Genomic DNA, 24181 nt, shown 5'->3' with positions numbered 1-24181 from the left:
CTATCGGTCATTGCGCTTGTTGAAGTGCTACTCGCTTTTGATCGACTCCACCGGATTGGCCTGGGCAGATCTCAAAGATTGTATAGACACGGTCGCATAGGCCACTACCACAGAGACCAATATTGTCACCAGGAAAAATCCAACCGAAATCGGTACTCTGTTTGCAAATTGCTCCAGCCATTGATCCATCAGCCAATAGCCCAGCGGAAGCGCCAACAGCAGAGAGAGGAAAACCATTACAATAAACTCCGCGGTTATCTTATGGACAATTCCCATCGCAGACGCTCCGAGCACTCTTCGGATTCCGATCTCTTTCCTTTTGGACTCGGCCGTGAAAATCGATAGGCCCAACAGTCCCAAACAGGAAATCAACAGCGCCAAAAACGCGAATAAGCCCAGCAGATAGCCTGTTTTGGCTTGCTGCTCGTATTGCATGGCAATCGCTTCGTCCAAAAACCTATAGTCAAAAGGCAGTCCCTGATTGACCGACTTCCACGTTTCTTTCAGCTGGGTCAAGAGCTCAGGACTGATACCTTGATCCACCTTAATAAGCGTGTAGCTAGTCCCGTCGAAAGCCGCATTCTTGGCAGGCAAATACACCGTTGGTGCAAGACTATAGCGCAGGTCACGGGTGTGGTAGTCTTTCACTACCCCGACAATGTTCCCTTTATAATTGGAAAAAAGCTCGCCATTTTCTTCGGTAAACACCCGTAGATCAGAGCCAATTGCTTCCTGGGCACTTTTTCCCAACCAGTCCAGCGCGGATTCATTGACAATCATTGCAACATTTTCCAAGTCGGGAAAGCGTCCTCTCATCAGCTTCGAAACTCCTCTGTCTGCACTTTCCTCCCTAAATTCTCGACCTGCCACCATATACACACCCAGACTTTCGAAGTAGCCAGCATCCACGTATTGGACATTGAGGTTCTTAGTTTCTCCCTCCTTGATGCCAGGGTAGTCCACCGTAGGATTCCAGCCAGTGTCCATGCCGGGTCTGTCACTAGTGAATTTCACCGAGACGACGCCGGGGACTTTGACCAACTCCTGCTTGAGGATGTCGCCTTTTTCTTTGGCGAGATTCCCCATTTTCACCGAAACTAGACCTTCAGAATCAAAGCCCATGGACGTGTTTCTCAGATAATCATGCTGGTAATAAACTACAGAGGCGCAGAACACCAACAATGCAGACAGGACAAATTGAAAAACGACTAGGCTTTTGCGAAGCATGGATTTGCCTCCGGTCAAAGAAGCATTTTTCAGAATAAGCTCCGGACGTAAGCCGGAGAGATAGAAGGCTGGGAATATCCCCGCGAACAAAGACGAGCCCACCCAAACTACAAGTAGCAATGTCTGCAAAGATCTATCCCCAGTCAGATCCAGTGGGATGACAAATCCCAAGCGGGACGAAATCACCGGAGTCACGAGATAGACGATGAGCAGCCCCAAGGCAAGCGAGACCGCGTTGATCAAGAAGGATTCAGACAAAAATTGCCCAAGCAGCTGTCCACGCTTCGCTCCGTTTACCTTCCTGATCCCGATTTCCTTCATCCGCTTGAGCGCCCTGGCAGTAGCAAGATTGATAAAGTTGATACAGGCAAGTACGAGCACAAAAATTCCGATGGAAAGAAAAATAAAGAGCGTCTGTCGCGACATAGGCGGTGTCCAATCTCCCTGGAAATCCGCGTCCGTATGAATATCGCCAATGGGCTGAAAGAAATGAACATAGGACTTTGCTTCTTGTTCGTTGCGGTACTTGGGGTTGACCTCCGGAATTTGGCTACTAATCTTATCGGCCTCTGTTTGCGGATCAACCTTCACATAAGTGTAGGTCTGGGGCCACCAAAAACTTCCAAAATCCGCAGTGAGGGGAAAGTCATTGAAGGACTTAAAGGTGCTCATCGACGCGATGAAATCGAAGGCCATGTGGGTGTTTTTGGGGAGTGGTTTGAGCACCCCTCTTACTTCAAAAGCAAAGTCACCGGTGGAAATCAAGGTTTTCCCGACAGGATCCTGATTGCCGAAATACTTTTGGGCCATTTCCTCCGTGATGATCACTTGGTAGGTGTTTTCCAGCACGCCTGCCCAACTGCCCTTGCTAAGTTCAAATCCGAAAATTTTGTCGAAGCCCGCGTCTGAAAAAATAAACCTGTCTTCCCGGTAGCTTTCCTCTGGCGCAGCTCCCTCAGGCGCACGGAGGTACGTGCTTATCTGCGTGACGCTTACGACTTCCGAAAGCTCCTCCGGGAACTCCTTTCGTAGCATGGGTGCTACCGCCCCACCTGCCCAAGCCCATTTTTGGTCGGAATTAACTCGCTGAACCACGCGATAGAGGCGTTCTGGTTCTGGATGAAACTTGTCGAAGGACTGTTCAAACTTTACAAAAGCCAACAGAATCAAGCAGCACGCTAAGCCCAGCGAGAGCCCAAGGACATTGATCAGAGAAAAGGTCTTCTGGCGAATCAGGTTTCTCCAGGCGATTTTCAGGTAGTTTTTCAGCATAATCTCAGAAATGAAAAATGATAGGGTTCCTAAGTTGGTGAAGTTTCCAAAATCAAAAGCCGAAATATCTCAGCACTCTCTTGTTTTGTGTTTCGCAGTTTGGCTATTCGCTTTTCAGACTTTTCACCGGATTCATGAGTGCTGCTTTTACCGCCTGCGAACTAACGGTCGCCAAAGCGATCAGTACCGCGAGGAAGCCGGACACGACAAACACCCACCAGTCAATGTCGATTCTATAGGCGAAATCCTCGATCCACCTGTCCACCACGTACCAAGATACCGGGACGGCGATCACGATTGCCACCAAAACAAGTTTGATGAAATCCCTGGAAAGAATGGCGACTACGCCGCCTACCGAAGCGCCTAGCACTTTTCGAATTCCTATTTCTTTGACCCGCTGCTCGGTCGTGAAGGTCGCCAAACCAAAAAGCCCCAAGCAGGAAACAAGGATGGACAGTAACGTCAACATGCCTACGATGGCGTTTACCGTGCGGTCGGCTCGGTAGAGTTCCGTGAAGTGGTCATCCAAAAACTCGTATTCAAACTCCCGCTCCGGCACGACTTCATTCCAGACAGACTCCAAATGGGCAAGTGCCTCATTTACCCGCTCTCCACTGATTTTTACGGAGACCTCGTCGTAGCCCCAGTCCTTTTGGTTGAAAAGCGTGAGCGTCTCGATCTTGTGATGCAGGGAATTGAAGTTGAAGTCCCGGACTACTCCCACGATATGGGCGGCGGAATCCATCCCACTGAAACCAAACTGGCGGCCAATTAGGGATTCCAAAGGCGTCTCACTTCCCTCCTCGTTCAGCAGCTCATGGGCAAGCGATTCGTTGACGATATAGGCCCGACCGTAGTCAGCCTCGGTATCCTCAAAATTTCTCCCCGCTATCAATTCAATTTTATAGACGTCCAAAAAATCATCATCCACCACTACCTGAGAAGTAGCAAGGCTTCTCGCTGGGCCCTCCCCATGGTAGGTCACCGAAGTTTGGTGTAAGTTGTTGCCCAGTCGTTGTCCCGAAGCCGTGACGTTTTCGATCAAGGTACTGGCAAGCATCTTGTCCTTGAGCACCCCGTATCGATCAGAATATCTGCCAATAGGAATGGTGACGACCTGCTCATGCGAAAAACCGAGGTCTTTTTCCTGCATATACTTCACCTGCCGGGTCGCAAAAAAGGTGGAAATGATAAGGAATATGGCGCAGCTAAACTGAACAACCACCAGCACATTCCTGAAATCGGACTTCTTTTTTCCCGATTCGGCAGAACCTTTAAGAACTTTGACCGGCTGAAAACTTGATAAATACACCGCTGGATAGATCCCTGAAACCACCCCTACAGCAATTGCTCCAAAAACAATGGAAACCAAAAAGAGTGGATCGGAAAACAAGGGAAACTCCAGCTTCCGCTGACTGAATTCGTTGAGAAATGGAAGCGTGAGGAAAACGATCATCACCGCAAGAGCCATGGCGATCAAGCTGATCAGGATCGATTCGCTGATAAACTGGAAGTAGAGCTGACCTCGGGACGCTCCGGAGGCCTTGCGCACACCTATCTCCATCGCCCGGCTGATGGACTTGGCAGAAGACAGGTTCACGAAATTGATCCCGGCGATAAACAGCACGATCAAGGCGATATAGAAAAATATCCTGGTGTACGCTCCGTCAAACTTTTGATAGTTGAGGTAATCGTGGGTGATATCCGTAGAGCCCGCATGGACTTGGTTCAGAGGCTGCAAAAAAAGCTCGTAGCCTTTGGCGCGGTCTTCGGGCATATGGCCAAGCAGGTAGGCTGGAAACTTGGCCTCCAGCGCGGAGATGTCTGTGCCATCCACCAGTTCGAGATAGGTCGTAAGCCAGTTCCCTCCCCAGTTTTCCATGTTTCTTGGACCCACGAAGGTGCTAAAAGAGGCGATGCCTTCAAACTTCAAGTGGGAATTTGCCGGGATATCGGCAAGGATGCCCGTCACGGTAAAATAGGCGCTGTCTTCCTCAGCCACCTCGAGTACTTTTCCCATGGCCGACTCGGTACCAAAGAGTTGCGCAGCACCAGACTCGGTTAGCACTAGGCTTCTTGGTTTGGCAAGGGCGGTGTTGGGATCTCCCTCCACCAACTTAAAGTCGAAAATCTCAAAAAAAGAAGAATCTGCCCAGACAGTCTCCGCCAAAGTATAGGTGGATTCATTTATACGAAACTTCATCTCTCCGCTTGGTCTCACCCTAACGTAATTCAGGATTTCGGGAAACTCTTCTTCCAAGGTTGGCCCCATGGGAAACATAGACAGCGCCACATTCTGAGGAGCGACCATGCCCTCCCACTTTTGGACTTCGTTCAGACGATAAATATTTTTGGTATGGATTGCATCAAAGTCCCGTTCGTAGTTCACAAAGAGTAGAATCAGGATACACACGGCCATTCCTATAGCCAAACCCAGGATGTTCAATGCAGAGAAAAGTTTGTTTTTCCTCAGGTTTCGAAGTGCAGTTTTCAGATAGTTTTTCCACATAGTGCTGCGCGGAGAGTCAAATTGCAAAAAAGAAAGAATGTTTGGTGGGGACGGATGGCACCCAATTTTGATTTTCCACTTATTATGCCATTAAAAATGCCATCAATTGTCTCAAAAACAGGCATCCGCACTTCTAGCCAAAAGCATCCGCGGACAACATTGTCCGTAGGCGGTCGAATGGTCTGAATCCTCCAGGACGGCTATAGCTAGTCAGTTTAAAGTAGCTGCGCTTTTTGATTCAGCTCAGGCACACCTAGAATTAAGTGAGAGCATCTCGCTCTTTTTTCATCGCGAAATCCAAATCCCGCCATACATACTATTAAATAACTGAATACCAGCAGCTTTAAAAGTATTTGTTTAAATTGGCTTAGTACCAAAAACAAAACCGCTATGATTTACCTGAAAAACTCCTGCCTACTCCTGCTTTTTCTGCTCTGTGTATCCTTTGGGCCACTGCACCATGGCTGGGCAAACTACGACCAGACCAAAGTCCTGGACTTTGAGACCACCATTGATGAATCAACTTTTGGAAATCCCCATACGATGGCCAAAGTCAATTATCAGGACGAGCCCTGGACCGTCTATCTGGCTCCGGCAAGCCGAATGACAGATCGTGGATTGTCCGCCGAAATGATCAAAAAAGGCACGAAGGTGAGGCTGGTCGCCTATCCGCACAAGACCGAAAAGGGAGAAATGAGGGCCGAAAGGATCTATGTTGATGGCAAGAAGTACGAGCTTAGGTAACTGTGTCTGAATACCTTGACTGGCTTGAGCAAAGCACACTTGCAGCTTCAATACGGCAATCCCTTTGGCTGTATCCAGCGCTGGAGATAGTACATATTCTAGGAATCGTCATTCTAGTAGGTTCGGCATGGCTGTTTGACCTAGGCCTCCTTGGCTTTTCCCAGAAAATAACCATCGCCTCCCTTTCGCATTACCTCTTGCCTTGGTCCCGGCGCGGTTTAATCCTGATAATTCCCTCGGGACTGCTCCTGTTTATCACCAATGCGGGAGCCTTGGGATTTGATCCGATCTTTTGGCTAAAGATGGCATTACTCACTTTGGCCGGGCTGAACGCGTTCCTATTCCACAAGTTCTCATCTCTGCGGCAAAACGGCTCAGGTCTCCCTCCAACGTACAAAATTCACGCATTGATTTCCATCCTATTTTGGACTGGAGTGATTTCCTGCGGGCGTTTACTGGCCTACTAGATCTATCCCAAATCTCCTACAGCCTAGGTCACCAATAGTGCAATCACTTGGGCGGGAGCCTGGATTTCCAAGAGTTTTTCTTCGTCGATTTCCTTCTGGAGCTCATACTCAAGCTCGAAGATCAAACCGGACACAAAAATTCTATCCATGCGTAGGTCTCTAACAAAATGGTCATACTTTCTGCCCCCAGTGAGTACAATTCCATAATTCCTAAAGACCCTGGAGATTTTTCTCAATTCGCCGTACTTGTTCATGTTGGTTTAGTTTTTTCCTTATTCTCTGGCCAGTCCCTTTCCAAAATTCCGGGAAACAGGACCTACCTTCACGACAACCAAAACAGAATGAACCCCTATTTGAGGTGAAAAAAGACGCAAAAAATCTATCAAAAACGAGAAAAGCATCTCCTTGTTAGAGATGCTTTTCCGGTCCATCTGTTTTTGCAATCCCAGCGGTTCAGTATCACGAATGCCATTTATTAAATAGGCTATTCACTCTTTAGGCTCTCCACCGGATTCATCATGGCAGCCTTCACTGATTGAAAACTGACGGTCAGCATTGCGATGCCCAGTGCAGCCAAGCCAGTCAGCAGGTAATACCACCAAGCGACTTCGATCTGAAAAGCGAAATTGGCAAGCCAGCTCTTGGATAGGTAAAATCCGATAGGAACGGAGATCGCGATTGCCAGCAGGACAGTTTTTCCGATGTCTTTGGACAGCAGACTGACGATACTCCAGTCACTCGCTCCCAGCGTCTTGCGGATACCGATCTCCTTGGTTTTCAATTCGGTCATAAACGCGGTCAGCCCATACAGTCCCAAACAGGCGATGAAGAGAGCCAAAAACGCAAAGGAAATGATGATCTTGGCCGTACGCTCTTCGCGCTCATAGTTTCTTTGGAAATCCTGGTCGAGGAAAGAATAGGTAAAAGGTTCGGAGATTTCCGCGGCTTTCCATACATTCTCGGCAGTGGCCAAAACTTCGTTTGTGGCCCCGGGGGAAAACTTGGCGATCAGATAGCCCCCTCCTACGCCATTTCGGAAACCATAAGGCTCTATCTCCTTGTGTAAACTCTCGAAGTGAAAATCCCCCACTACGCCATAAATTTCCAAGGTGATCTTTTCCCCACGCCAATCATAATGGATATTTTTCCCCACGGCGTCGTCAACCTCAAATCCCAGCGCGCGAACCGCTGATTCATTTAAGATGATCAGGGGACGGTCTGTGGTCAAAGCCTCCGTAAAGGTATTTCCAGCCAACAGCTCAAAACCCAGTGTTTCGATAAAATCATTTCCGACATACGAATGTCGGATGTGAACGACTTCTTCACTGCTTTTGCCATCGGTATAGTACAACATATCCTCCAAAGACTCCACGCCAGGATAAGTTGAAGCCATGGTCACGGACTTGAACTGGGATCCCTGCATGAGGCTATTTTTCATCGCATCAAAACTTTCAATCGCCTTCTCGCTCCTCAAGGGAACAACGATCTGCTGGTCTTTATCAAAGCCCAAGTCTCTGGTTTGCACAAAATTCATCTGGCTTTTGATCACAAAAACCATCAGGATCAGACAGGCAGAAATACAAAACTGAACGACCACTAGAACCTCGCGAAGCGAAACACCGGAAATCCGTCCTACAAACCTGCCCTTCAATACCGATATCGGCTTGAAGTTGGATAGAAAAAATGCAGGGTAAATCCCTGCCAACATTCCCGCCGCGAAGCATAGCATCAAAGCCCCGACCCAAGGCACCCATGAGATGTGCCCGGTGATATTCCTGCCGATGAGCTCTCCAAAGTAAGGCAACACGAAACTCACCAAAGCAGCCGCAACTATAAATCCCACTAGCGCTACCATCACCGACTCAACCAGAAACTGTCTCATCAACGCAGGTCGATTGGCTCCCAGAAGCTTACGGATGCCGACCTCCCTAGCCCTTCGTTCTGAACGAGCAGTGGTGAGATTCATGAAATTGATACAAGCAATTAAAAGGATGAAAAGCGCAATCGTTCCAAAAATGTAGAGATTGCTCAGGTTCCCAATTCTGCCGAGTTCATAGTCTCCATGAGATTTGAGATAGATGTCCTGAAAAGGTTGAAAAACCACCTCTTTCTGAACCCCCATAGCTTTCATATCCTCGGCTGCCTTTTCAATAAAATATTGATTGACTTTCTGCTCAAATAGCTCATGGACCACCCCATCCATCAACTTCACATAGGTGTAAAAAATATTGTTGGAAGCCCAGTTGGTCCAGTTCTGTATTATTTTGCCAAAATCCTGGTTTTCCATGGACAGGAAGAAATTGGCATCTATATGGGAATTGGCGGCCTGGGCGTCAAACACTCCCGTGACGGTGTAATCAAAATCCCCCAGTGGCATGCCAACTGTAACAACTTTGCCTAACGGTTCCTCACTTCCAAAAATCCTGTTGGCCAGTTTGTCCGAAAGCACAATTCCCGAGGGAGTCCGCAATGCCCGGTCAGTATCGCCATTGAGCATCGGAAAAGATACTACGTCGAAAAACGTCGAATCTGCGTAGTAGCCCTTGGATTCGTAAAATTGTCTCACCTCAGTACCTGACTCATAGCGAAGGAGCATCTGATCCAATTCGGGAAATTTCATCAGCCGGGCACTAGCCTCTACTTCTTCAAAATCCTGTTTGATCGCCATGGATACGGGAGCGGGAGTTCCTACCCAAGTAATGTCTGGCATTTTCGTCGCAATGCGGACAATCCGGTCTCCATCCTGAATCCGCTGATCGACTTGAAGTTCATCGTAGATATACAACCCGATCAGCATGCAGGCCGCAAGCGCTACGGCCATTCCCGAGACATTGATCAGGGTCAGCGACTTATACTTGAGAAGGTTTCTGAGCGAGATTTTGAGGAAGTTGATCCACATTTTAGGGGTAATTAGTGGTTTTTACGACGGTTGGCTTGTTCGATCGACAGATCAAGCTAGGCTTTTATCAGCTATCCAATCAATCCCATTTTTCATGCCACGCAAATCCGCCAATAACAGCCCGTTTTGGGGATTTTAGGCAAAAGAACAAAAATCGGACGGACATTATTGTCCGCTGGTGGGCAAAGCGGCAGAAGAACAAATATTACATAATCATCTGTATTCACCTGAAAGTCCTTGTCAACTTTCTATTTGAGATAACTCTCTTAGGCCATCAGACGGACCGCTTTAAATGCGGGTCAAAAGTTAAATCATCTTATCGGCTAAGCAAAAAACAAGACCTTCGAACTAATTTTGTCCCGGAAAATCAAAAATCGGCATTTCCGCTAAACTCAACTCAGGACCCCATGAAGCCAGGCCTTTTCTTCCTTACAGCAATCCTCGTCTTTTGCGGAGCATGTGTGCAGGAGGATGATTTCTTGGTAGATTATGACTCGAAAACACTTTTTGCTGCCCCGACCGAAAGAGAACTGGAAGTAATAAAGGCAGATTGGCAATCCCGACAACTCACACCAACCGACTATGAAGAGGAGGAAGCGGTCGAGCTTTCGGACGGAAAAATGCTCCTCAAAATCATCTCTTACCGAATCGACGGCCTTCGTGAGTATGCTGCTTTAATCCTTCCAAAGGCTGGCGACAATCTTCCTGTCAGGGTTTATGTTGGAGGATTTGGTTTGGGCATAACAGAAAATTCCGTTGCTATCGCAGCTGTTCCGGCCTCCGATTTTCAAGGGGTTTTGGCAATTCCCGCACTTCGTGGACAATCCTTGAGGGTGACTTTAGATGGTAAAACCTATGTCACGCCAGTTTCTGATGGAGTCCATTGCGACGCTTTTGACGGAGCCGCGGATGACGTCATCGGACTTCTAAACCTACTAGAAAACTCTGAAGATCGCGTCAATATCAACAGAACGGCGGTGCGAGGAGGTAGTCGGGGTGCTACGGTTTCCTTGCTGGTGGCTGAACGAGACAAGCGTGTGAAGATGGCTTTCGCTGTTGCGGGCCCAGTCGATCTTCTAAACTTAACTGCCAAACACGAAAACGATCCTACTTACCAATGCCAGTTTTTGAATGAATTAGTCAATGGAACAAGCACCATCGCTGAAACCAGACGCAAAATGATCGCCAGTTCTCCTCTATACTTTGCCGATGAATTGCCCCAAACCCAAATGCATTTGGCGGAAAATGACCGCATAGTGCCCGTTTCAGAAGGGCAATTGCTGAAGGAAGAGATGCAACGGCTGGGTAAACAGGATTCGTTCGAGCTTTTCATCTACGAAAAAAGAGACCACAGCAACGTAGCTTCCGGCAACACCCTGCTTAATGAACGAATCGACAGCCTTTTGTCAAAGCTTTAGGAAATAGTCCAGCCAGTAAAAATCGATTCTCTTGGTCAAATTCCTAATAAACTAGCCTACTCACTCTTGAGCGTCTTAGCGGGGTTGACCAGGGCAGCTTTGATCGCTTGGGAACTAACGGTGAGAAAGGCGATCAGGAAAGCAATCAATGCCGTGCCTGCGAAAACCTTCCAGCCTATGTCGATTCGATAGTCGAATCCAGCGAGCCATTCCCCCATCGCATACCAGCTAACCGGCACTGCGATTAGCATCGCAATTAACACCAACTTGGTAAACTCCCCGGATAGCATCATTACCAAACCCTGAACTGATGCTCCCAGCACTTTTCTCACTGAAATCTCCTTGCTTCTTTGCTCCGCAATGTAAGCCGCCAAACCAAACAGTCCCAGACAGGAAATCAGGATCGCCAAGACTGAAAAGACTGCGGTCAGTCTTCCAGTTTGCTGCTGACTGGCAAACTTGAGCGCGTGAACCTCGTCCGCAAACTGGTACTCAAAAGGTGACCCGGGATTAAACTTTGCAAATATCTTTTCCAACTGAGCCATGGTCCCGCTCATATCCGTGCCTGAAAGACGGATATGGATGAAATTCTGCTGGATTTTTGGACCAAAGATCATGATCCCTTCCGCCTTCTCGAAGGGAGAGTCGATAATAAAATCCTTTACAACCCCAACTACTCGATACTCCCGATCGTCATCCTTCACCACTTCTCCCAAGGGATCCTGAAAGCCCATAAAATTCCTCGCTGTCTCATTGATCAGTACGGCCGAGCTATCGGCTGGGTAGGTATATACGTCGATATCCCTACCGGCAATCAACTCCAGTCCAGCCGTCTTTACCACATGGGCATCCACTCCCATCCGGTTTACCTTGGGTTTGAATGCCTCGTCTTTGCCTTGCCAATTGATCAAATTGGTATCACTGTACTCTTCAGTGAAAGGAGAAAATGTACTTGATATGGAAAGGACCCCTGGCAGCGCCTCCACCTCAGAGCGAAGGGAGGAAAAGTTCTCCTTGAGTGGCCCTGCCATTGGGTGGAAAATCAGGTTTTCAGGCTGGAGGCCTATGTCTCGGTTTTGTACAAAATCCATCTGCTGACGAATAATCCAAGTGCTAGCAATCAAGACCGCAACTATCGCAAACTGAAATACAACAAGCGCTTCCCTTGGTTTAAACCAGCTCCGGGCAACGTTCACGCGGGCCTTCAACACCTGAACAGGTCTAAATGAACTCAGTAAAAAGGCTGGGTACAAACCCGCCAAAACCCCAGTCAACAAGACATACCCCAAGGAAAAAAAACAGAAATAATTTTGGTCAAAAGGCAAAATTAGCTCTTTTCCTATCAAGGCATTGAAGCTGGGAAAAGTCATCGAAATCAGCAGTAACGCCAATCCATAGGCAGCTAGCGAGATCAATGTCGACTCAGCTAAAAACTGTCCGATCAGCATACTGCGGTTCGCTCCGGAAACCTTTCGAATGCCAACCTCTTTGGCTCTCTTTTCACTTTGAGCGGTTGAAAGATTGACAAAGTTGATACAGGCGATCAGCAAAATCACAATACCTATCAAGCCAAACATGCGAATCAAATCTATCCTTCCTCCTACCGATTTTCCATTTTCAAACTTGCTTCTCAAGTGCAGATCGGACATTGGAAAAAGGAAATCGCTGGTATTTTTGATGTCCGCGTTTCGCAGGGAAAAATCTTTGTGTTTCTCATTGAAAGTCCCCAGATCCACTCCGGGGGCAAGCATCGCAAAAGTCCGGCAGTTATTGTTTCCCCAGTAATCACCTACCCAGCCCATTGCTTCGAGCTTTTTATAGGGCAAAAATGCCGTAAAACGGAAGGCAGTGGTCTCAGGCAGGTCTTCGATCACCGCCCTAACTTCAAAGTCCAGTTCGGCCTCCACCTTGACAGACTTGCCGATCGCCGATACCTCTCCAAACAGTTTCTTAGCCACCGACTCGGTGAGGACAATGTTGTCCGGTGAGTCAAGGGCATCTATCGCGTTTCCTTCCAGCACTTTAAAGCTAAACATCTCAAAGAAGCCTGGATCCACAAAAGAGGTCTGCTCATAGAAGCTCAAATCTCCTACGGAAAGCACCATTGGATCCCATTCCGTCACGTGCGTCACCGCCTCCACTTCGGGATATTGCTCCCTCAGAGCTTCGGCGTAGGGTGTGGGAGTATAATCCCAGCTCGTCACCTCACCCTGATTTACATTGGTGCGCCATACGGCGTAAATCCGGTCGGATTTTTCATAAGTACTGTCTACCGAAAGCTCAAACTGGATCCAGACGACGATCAATACAGAAGCAGCCATTCCGACCGCAAGTCCTCCGATGTTGATCATTGCGAAGCCCTTTTTTCTAAGGATATTTCTCCAGGCGATTTTCAGGTAGTTTTTCCACATGATATTGAAAGATTGGAAAATTGGAAGATTTGAAAATTTTGGGATAGTGGTGGTAAGCTGTCAGGTGGAAAAGTTGCAAGGTTTAGGGCCACAAAAGCCAAACCTCAGACTCCAACATCAACAATCCTTTGATCTCTTAAATCGAAAATCCCAAATCATAAATTCTTATGTCTAATGTCTAGCGTATTGTTACTCGATACTTGGTACTTTACTCGCTTTTCAGACTCTTCACGGGATTAGCCAATGCAGCCTTCATGGTATTGGCTGTAACTACGGCTAAGGCTAAGAATAAAACCAGCCCGCCCACTCCGATAAATAGCCAAAAATTCATGGTAACATGATAGGTATAGGTTTCCAGCCATTCCCCCATTTTCCAGTAAGCCAAGGGCGCTGCAATGCAAAATGCGATAAGAACCAGCTTGAGGAAATCAGAAGAAATCAGCAACAACACTTGGGGGACAGATGCTCCCAGTACTTTCCGGATGCCGATTTCTCGGAATCTCTTTTCGATAGTATAAGAAGCCAACCCCGCCAAACCAATGCAGCAAACAAATATGGTGAGTGCGGCAAAAATATTGGTGAGCTTACTGACGAGCTCCTCGGACACGAATTTTCTCCCAAATTCCTGATCCACAAATTGGTATTCAAAAGGAACCGAAGGATTATAGGTTTTGAACACTTCCTCCATCGCCAACAGACCGTCTTGCACCGGTATACCGTCCTTAAATCGAACGCTAATGGAATAGGTGATTTCTGGGGAAAAGAATATCATCATGGGCTCAACAGGCTTAAATGGAGAATCCATCACCACATTCTCCGTTACGCCAATGACATTGTAAGTCTCTCCGTTATACCTCATTTGGGTACCAACAGGCTCTTTCAATCCCATCGCCTCAACCGCGGCACGATTTAGAATTAATGAAGTAGAATCTGAAGGCATCCCGGTGAAATCGTTTCCCTGAATCATCTTCACGCCCATAGTTTCCGAAAAACCCACGTCGGTGTAAAGTCCCGCCATCAGCAAATTCATGTCTGTTGGCTTTCCTTCCCAGCTTGGAGCCGGACTTCTCCACCAAACGCTTGTAATTGGGGAAAATGTCCTCGTCACTCCTTGAATCTTCCCAGATTTGAGTAGCTCATCCTTGATCACCGAGAAGTTTTTCTGGATATCATCTGAGCTTGATACCATGACGAGATTGTTGGGGTTGTAGCCCATATCACGGTTTTTGATGTACTGGATCTGTTGATAGACGATCAGGGTGCCGGATATTAGTAGTATCGAGGCGACAAATTGGCCTACCACGAGGATATTTCTTGGCAAAACAGCCTTTTCTCCGGCCAGAAAGGTACCTTTCAAAACCTTCACCGGACTGAAAGAAGAAAGGTATAAAGCTGGATAGCTTCCAGCCACCATCCCTGTGAATACCACGATGACTCCGGAAATAATCCAGAAGATTGGTGAGCTCAAATCAAGAGTCAGTTTTTTAACTACCAATTCATTGAAATAGGGCATTAACAAAAGAACTACCAGGAGGGAAAGAAAAAATGCAGACAGGGTCAATAACATAGACTCAAAAAAGAACTGCAACATCAATTGCTTTTTGTCTGAACCCAAGGTCTTTCGGATGCCGACTTCCTTCGCTCTACGCTCTGACCTAGCGGTGGACAGATTCATGAAATTGACGCAGGCGACTAGCAACATGATCACTGCGATGATCGAAAACATCTTCACATATTGGATCATGCCTCCGGTATTTACGCCTTCCTTAAACTCCGCATAGAGTCTCCACTTACTCATCGGAAATGCGAAGTACTCACTGATGCCTTTGTCATTCGGACTATTTCGGATCTTAAGTGCGGTGATTTTCTCAGAAAGTTCCTTCTCGTCTGTCCCTGGCGGAACTTTTAAGAAGACATTCCAAGACGAATTGGTCCAGTTGGTCAGCGAACGCAGCAAGCCTTCATCTGAATAGTTGAAAGCGTGGATGTAGTCAAACTGGAAGGTAGAGTTGGACGGGATATCCTTCAGAATACCCGTCACAGTCAATTCGGTAGCATTATCAAGTTTGACTGTTTTGTGCATCGGATCTTCGGTACCAAAAAGCGACTTTGCTGTAGATTCAGTTAAGACAATGGAACTTGCATCAGGCAGGGCAGTTGCTTCATTTCCCTCCAGAAATTCCCAGGAGAGGACTTTGAAAAAATTATCACTGGCTGTAATCCCAATTTTTCTCGCCTTAGTTTCTCCATTACCAAGAATATGGGACTCAGAAAAAGTGGCAGTTACCGCCTGTTCGACCTCGGGAAGCTCCGATTGGATGGCGTTTGCCAAAGGAAGAACCATATTTTGATCAGTAAAGATCTCCTCGTTGTAATTGCGATTCGCCATTACTTGATAGATATTCTCGTAGTTCTGATGAAACTTATTGAAAGTCAATTCATCATGAACCCAAAGGAGAATAAACAAGGTACTTGCGCAACCAATCGTAAGCCCGAGGATATTGGTGATTGAAAATCCCTTGTTTCTAAGCAGGTTTCTTAGGGCGATTTTCAGGTAATTTCTAAACATATACAGAAGGATTGAAATTCAGTTTGTTAGGTATCAGTTTGGACTATTCACTCCGCAGGCTCTTCACTGGATTCATCAATGCGGCTTTGATGGATTGAAAACTGATCGTGACCAAGGCCACAACGACAGCCAAAATCCCCGCTATCGCGAAAGTCCACCAGTGTACCGGGACCTTGTAGGCAAAGCCCTCCAGCCATTTGTTCATCGCATACCAAGACACCGGCGTTGCAATTACGATGGCAACCAAAACCAGCTTGACAAAATCTTTGGAAAGCAATCCAACGATGCTGGACACATTTGCGCCCAATACTTTTCGCACTCCAATTTCCTTGGTGCGCTGCTCTGCGGTATAGGTAGCCAAGCCCAACAAGCCAAGACAGGCTATCAAAATTGCCAGTACCGAAAACGTGGTAAATATTCTTCGAAACCTGAAATCACTCTGGTATTGATTGTTGAAATCCTCGTCCAGAAAGCTGTACAGAAATGGCCGGTGAGGCGCAAGTTTTTCCCAAATCTGCTCCACTTGGGCAATCGTAGCTGGAAGGTCCTCAGAGCTTACCTTCAGGGACAAATACCTACTAGCATAGGCTTCAAATGGTAAAGTCAAAGGCTCAATCGTGCGGTGTAGTGAGATGTAGTTGAAGTCTTTCACCACTCCAATGACAGTCCCTGCCCTGCCCCATTGGTCAAACTTCTTCCCGACAATATCCGCAGGGTTGGCGTATCCGTATTGTCTTGCCGCTGCTTCATTAAGCACCAAAGCAGAACTGGAATCTGAAGGGTAGTCACGGGAATACGAGCGGCCAGCCACCAATTCCAGGCCGTAATGGTTTACAAAATCAATCCCGACTTGAAAAACAGGCTGAGCTTGACCAAACATCTCCCCATCCGCATTTTCAATCGTGGTGTAGGCATTTGGAAAATAGCTTCCCGGTACGCTACGAGAGAAGGCTGCCGAATTCACGGATGGCAAAGCCTCTAACTCGCTTTTCAAAGCCGAAGACATGAAGTTAACCTGCTCATCATAGTTGTAGTCCAAGACTAGCATCTGCTCCTTGTCAAATCCCATGTCTTTGTCCAGCAAATGTCCCATCTGGGTGTAGACGATCATTGTTCCAGCGATCAGCGCAATCGATAAGCTAAATTGGAATATGACTAGGCCTTTTCTCAAAAGCGCGCCTTTTGGGTTTGCCTTGGAAAGACCTTTTAAGATAGAAACCGGTTGAAAACTGGAAAGGACGAAAGCCGGATAAGAGCCTGCCAAAAGGCCGACAATCAAGATGATTCCCACAAAAAATGGTATTGTCTGCCAGTTGATGACTTGATTGATCAAGAACTCTTTTCCCGTCAAGTCATTCATCAAAGGCAAGGCCACCGACACGAAAACCACAGCTACCATCGCAGCCAGAATGACGATGATCAGTGACTCCCCGAGAAACTGATAGATCAAACTCTCCCGATCCGCACCAATCGACTTCCTAATCCCCACTTCCTTGGCTCGCTCCATGGATCGCGCCGTGGACAGGTTCATAAAGTTGATCATGGCGATGGCTAGGATAAAGACTCCAATCATCGAGAAGACATAGATATTGGTCAATGAACCTGTCTCTCCGGGGAGACGCTGAGCAGTGGTGCGAAGGTAAACGTCCTTCAACGCCTCTACTTTGATGGCATATTTGTCATCTCCTCCTCCCCTTCTTCTTTGAATAAAGTCTGGGAGTTTGGCTTCGAAAGCCACAGGATCAAAGCCCTCGTTGACCAAGAAGTAGGTGTAAAAATCCACATATCCCCAAGCGTCAAAGACGTCTGGGCGACTCTGCTTAAACGTACTCAGGGAAAGCAGGGCATTGAACGTAAAATGCGAGTTGGAAGGCACGTCGGCCATCACCCCTGTGACAGTGTAATCACCCGCATCGGCCCTCCCGGCAGATTCGCTACCCTTCAGTGTTTTGCCCAATGGATCCTCGTCTCCGAAATACTTCTTCGCCGTGCTTTCAGTCAAAACGATGCTAAAGGGTGCGACCAAAGCAGTTCTGGCATTTCCCCGAAGCAGTTTCCATGAAAACACATCAAAAACTGTTGAGTCCATGAAAAACACGCCATCTTCCTGCAGGGTAGTTTCCCCATAACTCAGCAACAAATCAGACCTACCGGAAAACTGCACGATTTTGTCTATCTCGGGAAATTCCTCCTTTAATGCAGGCCCGACCGGGGCATTGTGCCAAACCCAAAACGGCGCTTCCTCAGCTCCCTCGGTCAATCCTTCTGGGGATCTTGAACCGTGGATTAGACGATAGATTCGGTCGCCTTTTTCATGGTAATTATCATAGGAGAGCTCGTCCTGTACGAACAAAAAAATCAAAACGCAACAAGCCATTCCAATGCCCAGCCCCAAAACATTGATCAAGGAGTAGACCTTCTTTTTCAGAAGGTTACGGTAGGCTATTTTAAAGTAGTTCTTCCACATGGCGATATTGAAATAGTGTAAAATTGGAAAATTGAAATAGTAAGCACGCAGGTCGTGAAGCAGGAGGCTTCGAGGCTCTTCTTCCTCTCTTACCGACTCTTGATACTTGGCACTTGATACTTTCTACTCGTTCTTCAGCGTTTCTACGGGATTTCTGATCGCTGCTTTGAAGGCCTCAAAGCCGACTGTAAGCATCGCGATGCCTATCCCAAATACTCCAGCTACGGCGAAAAACCACCACTCGATTCTGATCTGATAGGCAAATTCCTTTAGCCAAACCGTGCCGCCATAGTAGGAAATCGGAACTGCTATCAGGACTGCCAACAGAATCAATTTCACAAAGTCTGTAGACAGCAAAGTCACAATGCTTCCCACAGAAGCTCCCATTACCTTTCGCACGCCGACCTCTTTTACCCTGCTTTCCGCATTGAAGGCGGCCAAGCCAAACAGGCCGATGCAGGATACGAAGATGGAAAGCATGGCACCGACAGTAATCATCTGCCTCCAGCGCGCTTCCCTTTCGTAGCGTTTCAGGTTGTTTTCCTCTTCGAAACTGTAATCAAATGGCATAAAGGGTACATGTTTTCGAAATACAGCTTCGATCTTCTTGACCGTCTCGGCCGTGTTGCCTTCATTGAGTTTGATAAAGAGCGTCTGTAGTCCGTATTTGGGATCCTGGGTCAATACCAATGGGGCGATTTTCTCTTTCAGCGAAGCGAAATGGTAGTCTTTTACGACGCCAATCACTTTCATTTTCTTGTTTTTCCACTCAAAGTCGACCTCCTTCCCCACTCCTTCCGTCCAGCCAACTTCCTTGAGAAAAGCCTCATTGACGAGGATGGATTCTTCCGGATCAGTCGCAAATTCCGAAGAGAAGTTTCGGCCTTCCACCAGCTGGATTTCCAACGTATTCAAGAAATTGTCATCTACTCCGATGTACCCGAATTCAATTGTTTCATCGTTTACCTTGGCGATAGTTCCGTTGTAATTCCCATTATATCCTGCGACAGCCGCTATCTCTGACATGCTAGCAAGTTCCTGTTTGATGGCTTCCATTCCCGCACGGTTTCCCCGCATGCCATTCAATTTCATCAACCGCTCGTCATTGTATCCCAAATTCAGCGTAGTCAGGAAGTTGAACTGGGAAAAAATCAGTATCGTACCGACGACCAAACAGATCGAAAGCGTAAACTGAAATACGACCAAGCCTTTGGTCAGGAAGTTTCGCTGCACAAGCTTATCGCGTTTGTAGAGACTTTTGGTGGGGCTGAAACCCGAAATCACCAACGCCGGATACAACCCCGCCACCAAGCCAGTCAAAACAAACAAGCCCGCGAAAACGAGGATCAGGTTTGTGTCCAGCAGATAAGAAAGTGACAATTTCTTGGTTGCAAGCCCATTGAAAGGCGGAAGTGCAAGCTGTGCCAACATGAAAGCCAGCAAAAAGGCGAAAAAAGTGAGTAGAAATGATTCCGTCAAAAACTGAACAATCAGCTGTTTTCTCTGCCCCCCGATGACTTTGCGAATCCCGATTTCTTTGGCCCTGTTCAACGATCTGGCAACTGCCAGATTAACAAAATTGATGCATGCAATGATCAGAATGAAAAGCCCGATACCTCCAAGGATGTATGAATAAACCGGATTGCTGGTTCGGGTGATTCCATTTCGGTCGTTATCCATCCCATTGTCCAAGTGGATGTCCATGAAGGGCTGCAAGCTGAAACTGACCCTCTCCCTAAATCCGGGTGAATTCGCAAGCTCTTTGGCTGCATTGATTTCAAAAATCTGATCCATTTTCGATCCAACTTGGGCCGGATCTGCATCCGGGTTCAGAAAGACAAACGTGTTCATGTAAAAGCCCAGCCATTCGTCATTGGTCCACCCCTTGGCCACCTGCCATTCAAAAGAAATCATACTATCAAACTGAATGGTGGAGTTTTGCGGGATGGATTTGACTACTCCAGAAACGGTGAACGGAACGAATTGATCATTCACTTTGAGCTCAACGACCTTGCCGACAACGTCCGTGCTTCCAAAATAGCTTTGCGCTATTTCCTCGGTCAGCACGATCGAACCGATGTCCGAAAGGACTGTCTTCGGATCACCGTGGAGCAATGGAAGGGAAAAAACCTCGAAAAAAATAGGGTCGGCAAAAAGCACGTTCGCACTCAGAAAGTCTTCTCCTTTTTTGACTACGAAAGGTTGGTTTTGGGTTCGGATGACATCCCTGATCTCGGGAATTCCTTCTTTAAAGGATGGCCCGTGGATGGAATTGGTACTCGCGATGACTTTCTCATCCTCGGATGAAGTCATGGTCACCTTGATACGATACAGCTCATTTCCGTTTTGCTGAAAGCGGTCAAAGGTTGTCTCATCCTTGACGTATAGGAGGATCAAAATACAGCAGGTCAGTCCCAAGGCCAGCCCACCAATATTGATCAGAGAAAAAACCTTACTTCTGATTATGTTTCTCCAGCCGATTACTAGATAGTTTTTCCACATGCCATTAAAATCAAAAGGAATTTATTCGGAGAAATTATTCTAGGATAAAATCAATTAAACTCAAGGTTGATGCTACCACCGGAGCTTTGCATCTTCAAAGGAATTCCACCCCCGTTGAGTTTACCGGAAATACGATCTTTCTTGATTTCTCCACTAAAATTGGACAGCGCCGAATTCACTCTGGATCCGCTTATTTCAAGGTCAAGTCCCAGTCCTTTGGGAATCACTGCGCTGATGCTACCCCCACTGGTGCTGAAATTCATCTCTTCATTTACTTCAGACAAGATGGCCCGAATCGACCCTCCGCTGCTTTGAGCATCGACACTGCCTTTGATATTCTCCAAAGTCATACCTCCACCCGAAGTATGCGCTTCCAAATCACCCTGCAGGCCATAGATTTTGACCGAGCCACCGCTAGTTCGTACATCCACATTTCCCTGAAACCCATTGAGATTAAAGCTACCTCCTGAAGACTGGGTGTTCACCAAACCTTCGCTGTCTTGAATCCGGATGGATCCACCGCTGGTTTGTATAGTTTGGGTACCTGCGATTCTTTCCAAGGAAACAGAGCCGCCGCTGGTTTGAATATCTGTATTTAGATTCATGGGAGAGGAAATCTCAAACGACACCTGAGGTCGATTTTTCCAGTTTATAGAACCCGGAGATTTCTGTTTGGCGATGAGCATCACGGTCTCGCCAGTCTGAGTGACTTCTACTTGAAAATCTTCCAGAAAGTCTTGGGCTTCTTTGGAAGTTTCGGTTAGATAAACCCCGTCTTTTTTAAGAAAAATCTGAACCTTCAGCGCATCTCCTGCCCCACCTTTGATTGAAACTGAAGCTCCCGAAAGCTCAGACTTCACGTTGGTTTGGCCACTTACCTTGAATTCTTTGGTCTGATACGGAGTTTTGTTTTCTTGGCCATAGGCATTTGTCAAGCCTGCTTGAAAAAAAGCCAAAGCAATGAGGAATAAGGAATGGAATTTCATAGTCGAGTCGATTTCCATCCCTTATTCCAGTATAGTGCCATGAAATAAAACCCTAATACACTCGTATTTAGAGCTTTTCATTCAGCAACACCTTCGAGCTACGGACATTTTCGTCCGCTCGCGGTCAAAGTATAGTACTCTTACTACTCCCTTTTCAGAAGTTTAGTCATTTTTTAGGCTCTCAATCGGATTGACCATGGCCGCTCGATAGGCTTGGGAAAATATAATCCCCAAGCTGATCAGCATCAGCGATCCGACTCCGATGCTGATAGGAATGACTCCGATACTGACACGGGATGCAAAGAATTCCAACCAAAGGTTATTGATAAAATAAGCTGCCGGAACTGCCACCAAAATGGCCACTCCTAGCAATCTCAAAAATCCCCTCGAAAGCAAGTAAATAATCTGGGGAACGCTGGACCCCAAAGTCTTGCGAATCCCAATCTCCTTTACTCGAGTCTGTGCAGTATAGGTGGCCATACCCAACAAACCCAAACAGGAAACAAAAATTGCCAGAAAGGAAATAAGACCGATCACCGCAAACACATCGCCAAGCACCTCATGGATAAACAATAGCTCCTGATCCAAGTATTTGTAGGAAAACTTGGACATAGGATTTACCTCTTTCCAGGCAGCTTCGAGAGAGGCAATGGTCTCTGCGGAATTTGAACCATTTACTTTCACCAAAGCAAAACCAAACGTTGATTTTCGATTCAATAAAACCAGACTACTAATCGCTTGATCAGGAGAGAGAAAATGAAAATCCTTCACCACCCCAGACACCTGAACATTCCTAAACTCTTCCCCATCCAAGACCACCAATGGTTTACCAATGGCATCTGCTGGTGTTCCAAGATTGAACTTGCTCACAGCGGTTTCATTGATCAACACCAAGTCCTCTCTGCCTTCAGCCGGGAAGTTGTTTCCTTCTACTAATTCCAGTCCCAATGCCCCAAGAGTCCCTGAATTGATATCGAAATAGTTGGTAGAAATACTATCCAGCGGGTTTTCAGGATTGACTACTTCGGTTCCGAAATTATACCCTGCTGCGGGAATCAAGGAGCTTGCCCCCACCTCGGAGACCATCGGATTGGATGCAATCGCTTGAGCAAATCGATCGTAATTTTCGGTCTTGAGGAGCTTTACCGTCACTACATTTTCCTTGTCAAACCCAAAATTGAAATTTAGCAAATGCTTAGCCTGCGACTGGATCAAAACCACCGAAATAATAAAGATCAAGGATATCGTAAACTGTAGAACCATCAACACATTTCGGATGCCCATGCTTTTGAAAAGCTTGACCCCAGAAAGCTTGTTGAATAGGTTGACGGGATTCAATTTGGCTACATAGGTAGCTGGTAGCAAACCCGCTACGACTCCAACCATCAGACTGAAGCCCAAAAAAAGAATCATGGCAGGCAAACTTTGCCGGAAAGAAATTTTCAGATATTGATTGAAAGTCAGCTGATCAAATCCACTCTGTAAAATCTGCAAGAGACTAAAGGCTATCACCAACGAACACAGCGAAATCACGACCGCTTCGGTGATAAATTGTGCAAAAATCTGCTTCCTATCTGCTCCGGAGACTTTTCGGATCCCTACCTCTTTCACCCGAGTCAAGGCACGAGCCACTGACATGTTCGTGTAATTCAGACAAGCCGAAAACATCACAATCAAACACAGGACGGCCAAAATCATCAATACCACTTTCGGCATCGATACGTGAGTGGTATTGCCGATCATTTCCATGGGGGTAATGTCACCCAAAGCCATCGCCTTGAAGGAATGCTTGTTTTCAAATTTCTGAGAATAAATACCTTCCGACACCTCATCCAAAGCCGCTTGCAGCTCAGCTTTCTCGCGTCCCTCCTGCAGGAGCACATAGGTATAATTAGACCAGACATTTTCCCAGTCATTTTCCATACTGGATCGTACCGCTCCTTCTGGCAATGATTTCATGGTGCTCAGGGAGGCCAAAAGCTTAAAGGGAAGGTGGGTTTTCCCCGGATTGGGGTGTAGGACTCCCGTAATCGTAAAATAGCCAAAGTCCGTCTCGAAATTTCCCTCCTCAATGTCTACCGCGCGGATATCCTTGTCATGAAAAGCCACCGTCTTCCCAAGAGCAGACTCTCCATGAAAAAGAATCTCAGCCATCTCCGACGTGATCACCAAAGAAAATGGCTTCTCCAAAGCAGTTTTTGGATCTCCTTCCTTGAAAGAAAAATCCAGAATCTTAAAGAGATTCCCATCTGCGAAATACCCGCCTCCGGTCGCAAAGCGATCTTCATAAATCACATCGCCTCCGATTTCACTATTCAGAGCGGCGGTCTCTTCGATAATCGGATAGTCTGACTTCAACTTCTCTGCCAAGGGCAAAGCAGAACTCGCCACTTCACCATTATTTTCCTGATATCGAGTAGTGTGAATCCGATAGACCCTATCCTCTTTGGTATGATAGGAGTCAAAACTATACTGATCCACTCCAATCATGATAATCAGTAAACAGACCGACATGCTGACGGCCAAACCCAAAATATTGATCAGGCTAAATGACTTATTCCGGATCAAATTTCTCCAAGCGATTTTGATATAATTTCTAAGCATATCGATTAGATGAATAATCGAAGCAAGAGGTTACAAACAATTAACAACCAAACGTATATATTTTTAAAAAAAAGAAAGGCTCAGAATCTACTCTGAGCCTTTCATA

Annotated in this window: 13 protein-coding genes; 3 read left to right on the top strand and 10 right to left on the bottom strand. The window is 46.8% G+C overall.

From position 1 onward, the window contains the following. Positions 1-27 precede the first annotated feature (27 nt). The gene (locus tag J0A67_RS05705) at positions 28-2499 is read right to left on the bottom strand and encodes an ABC transporter permease (protein WP_206568297.1); all 2472 of its coding nucleotides are present in this window, start codon (positions 2497-2499) and stop codon (positions 28-30) included. A 103-nt stretch (positions 2500-2602) separates the two neighbouring features. Next, positions 2603-5008 carry an ABC transporter permease gene (locus J0A67_RS05700; protein WP_206568296.1) on the bottom strand — a complete coding sequence of 802 codons (2406 nt, stop codon included), beginning with the start codon at positions 5006-5008 and terminating at the stop codon, positions 2603-2605. Positions 5009-5398: 390 nt separating this feature from the next. Here J0A67_RS05700 and J0A67_RS05695 point away from each other — a divergent pair, with 390 nt between their 5' ends. Further along, entirely contained in the window at positions 5399-5752 is a 354-nt protein-coding gene (locus J0A67_RS05695; RefSeq protein WP_206568295.1) for a DUF6152 family protein, read from the top strand. A gap of 2 nt (positions 5753-5754) precedes the next feature. Then, positions 5755-6219, top strand: coding sequence for a DUF6644 family protein (locus tag J0A67_RS05690; RefSeq protein WP_206568294.1), 465 nt, complete (start codon positions 5755-5757; stop codon positions 6217-6219). A gap of 23 nt (positions 6220-6242) precedes the next feature. Here J0A67_RS05690 and J0A67_RS05685 read toward each other — a convergent pair whose 3' ends face one another. Further along, a complete protein-coding gene (locus J0A67_RS05685; protein ID WP_206568293.1) occupies positions 6243-6473 on the bottom strand; it encodes an acyl carrier protein in 231 nt (76 codons plus the stop codon). 230 nt (positions 6474-6703) lie between these two features. Continuing rightward, positions 6704-9118 carry an ABC transporter permease gene (locus J0A67_RS05680; protein WP_206568292.1) on the bottom strand — a complete coding sequence of 805 codons (2415 nt, stop codon included), beginning with the start codon at positions 9116-9118 and terminating at the stop codon, positions 6704-6706. Positions 9119-9525: 407 nt separating this feature from the next. Here J0A67_RS05680 and J0A67_RS05675 point away from each other — a divergent pair, with 407 nt between their 5' ends. After that, positions 9526-10536, top strand: a complete 1011-nt coding sequence (locus J0A67_RS05675; protein ID WP_206568291.1) for an alpha/beta hydrolase family protein — start codon at positions 9526-9528, stop codon at positions 10534-10536. 56 nt (positions 10537-10592) lie between these two features. Here J0A67_RS05675 and J0A67_RS05670 read toward each other — a convergent pair whose 3' ends face one another. The 6 genes from J0A67_RS05670 to J0A67_RS05645 all read right to left on the bottom strand — a co-directional run bounded on the left by J0A67_RS05670 (position 10593) and on the right by J0A67_RS05645 (position 24075). Further along, on the bottom strand, positions 10593-12947 hold the full coding sequence (locus J0A67_RS05670) for an ABC transporter permease (protein ID WP_206568290.1): 2355 nt from the start codon (positions 12945-12947) through the stop codon (positions 10593-10595). 208 nt (positions 12948-13155) lie between these two features. Then, positions 13156-15516 carry an ABC transporter permease gene (locus tag J0A67_RS05665; protein WP_206568289.1) on the bottom strand — a complete coding sequence of 787 codons (2361 nt, stop codon included), beginning with the start codon at positions 15514-15516 and terminating at the stop codon, positions 13156-13158. 43 nt (positions 15517-15559) lie between these two features. After that, a complete protein-coding gene (locus J0A67_RS05660; protein ID WP_206568288.1) occupies positions 15560-17983 on the bottom strand; it encodes an ABC transporter permease in 2424 nt (807 codons plus the stop codon). Positions 17984-18106: 123 nt separating this feature from the next. Further along, positions 18107-20485 (bottom strand): ABC transporter permease, encoded by a 2379-nt coding sequence (locus J0A67_RS05655; protein WP_206568287.1) that lies wholly within the window; start codon positions 20483-20485, stop codon positions 18107-18109. Positions 20486-20535: 50 nt separating this feature from the next. Then, positions 20536-21471, bottom strand: coding sequence for a DUF4097 family beta strand repeat-containing protein (locus tag J0A67_RS05650; protein ID WP_206568286.1), 936 nt, complete (start codon positions 21469-21471; stop codon positions 20536-20538). Positions 21472-21633: 162 nt separating this feature from the next. Beyond that, positions 21634-24075: an ABC transporter permease gene (locus J0A67_RS05645; RefSeq protein ID WP_241265072.1), complete on the bottom strand. Its 2442-nt coding sequence runs from the start codon at positions 24073-24075 to the stop codon at positions 21634-21636. Positions 24076-24181 lie beyond the last annotated feature (106 nt).

This window comes from Algoriphagus aestuariicola, from assembly GCF_017254835.1.
In the GTDB taxonomy this organism is placed as follows: domain Bacteria; phylum Bacteroidota; class Bacteroidia; order Cytophagales; family Cyclobacteriaceae; genus Algoriphagus; species Algoriphagus aestuariicola.
This window is presented reverse-complemented; position numbering and strand designations above follow the sequence as displayed.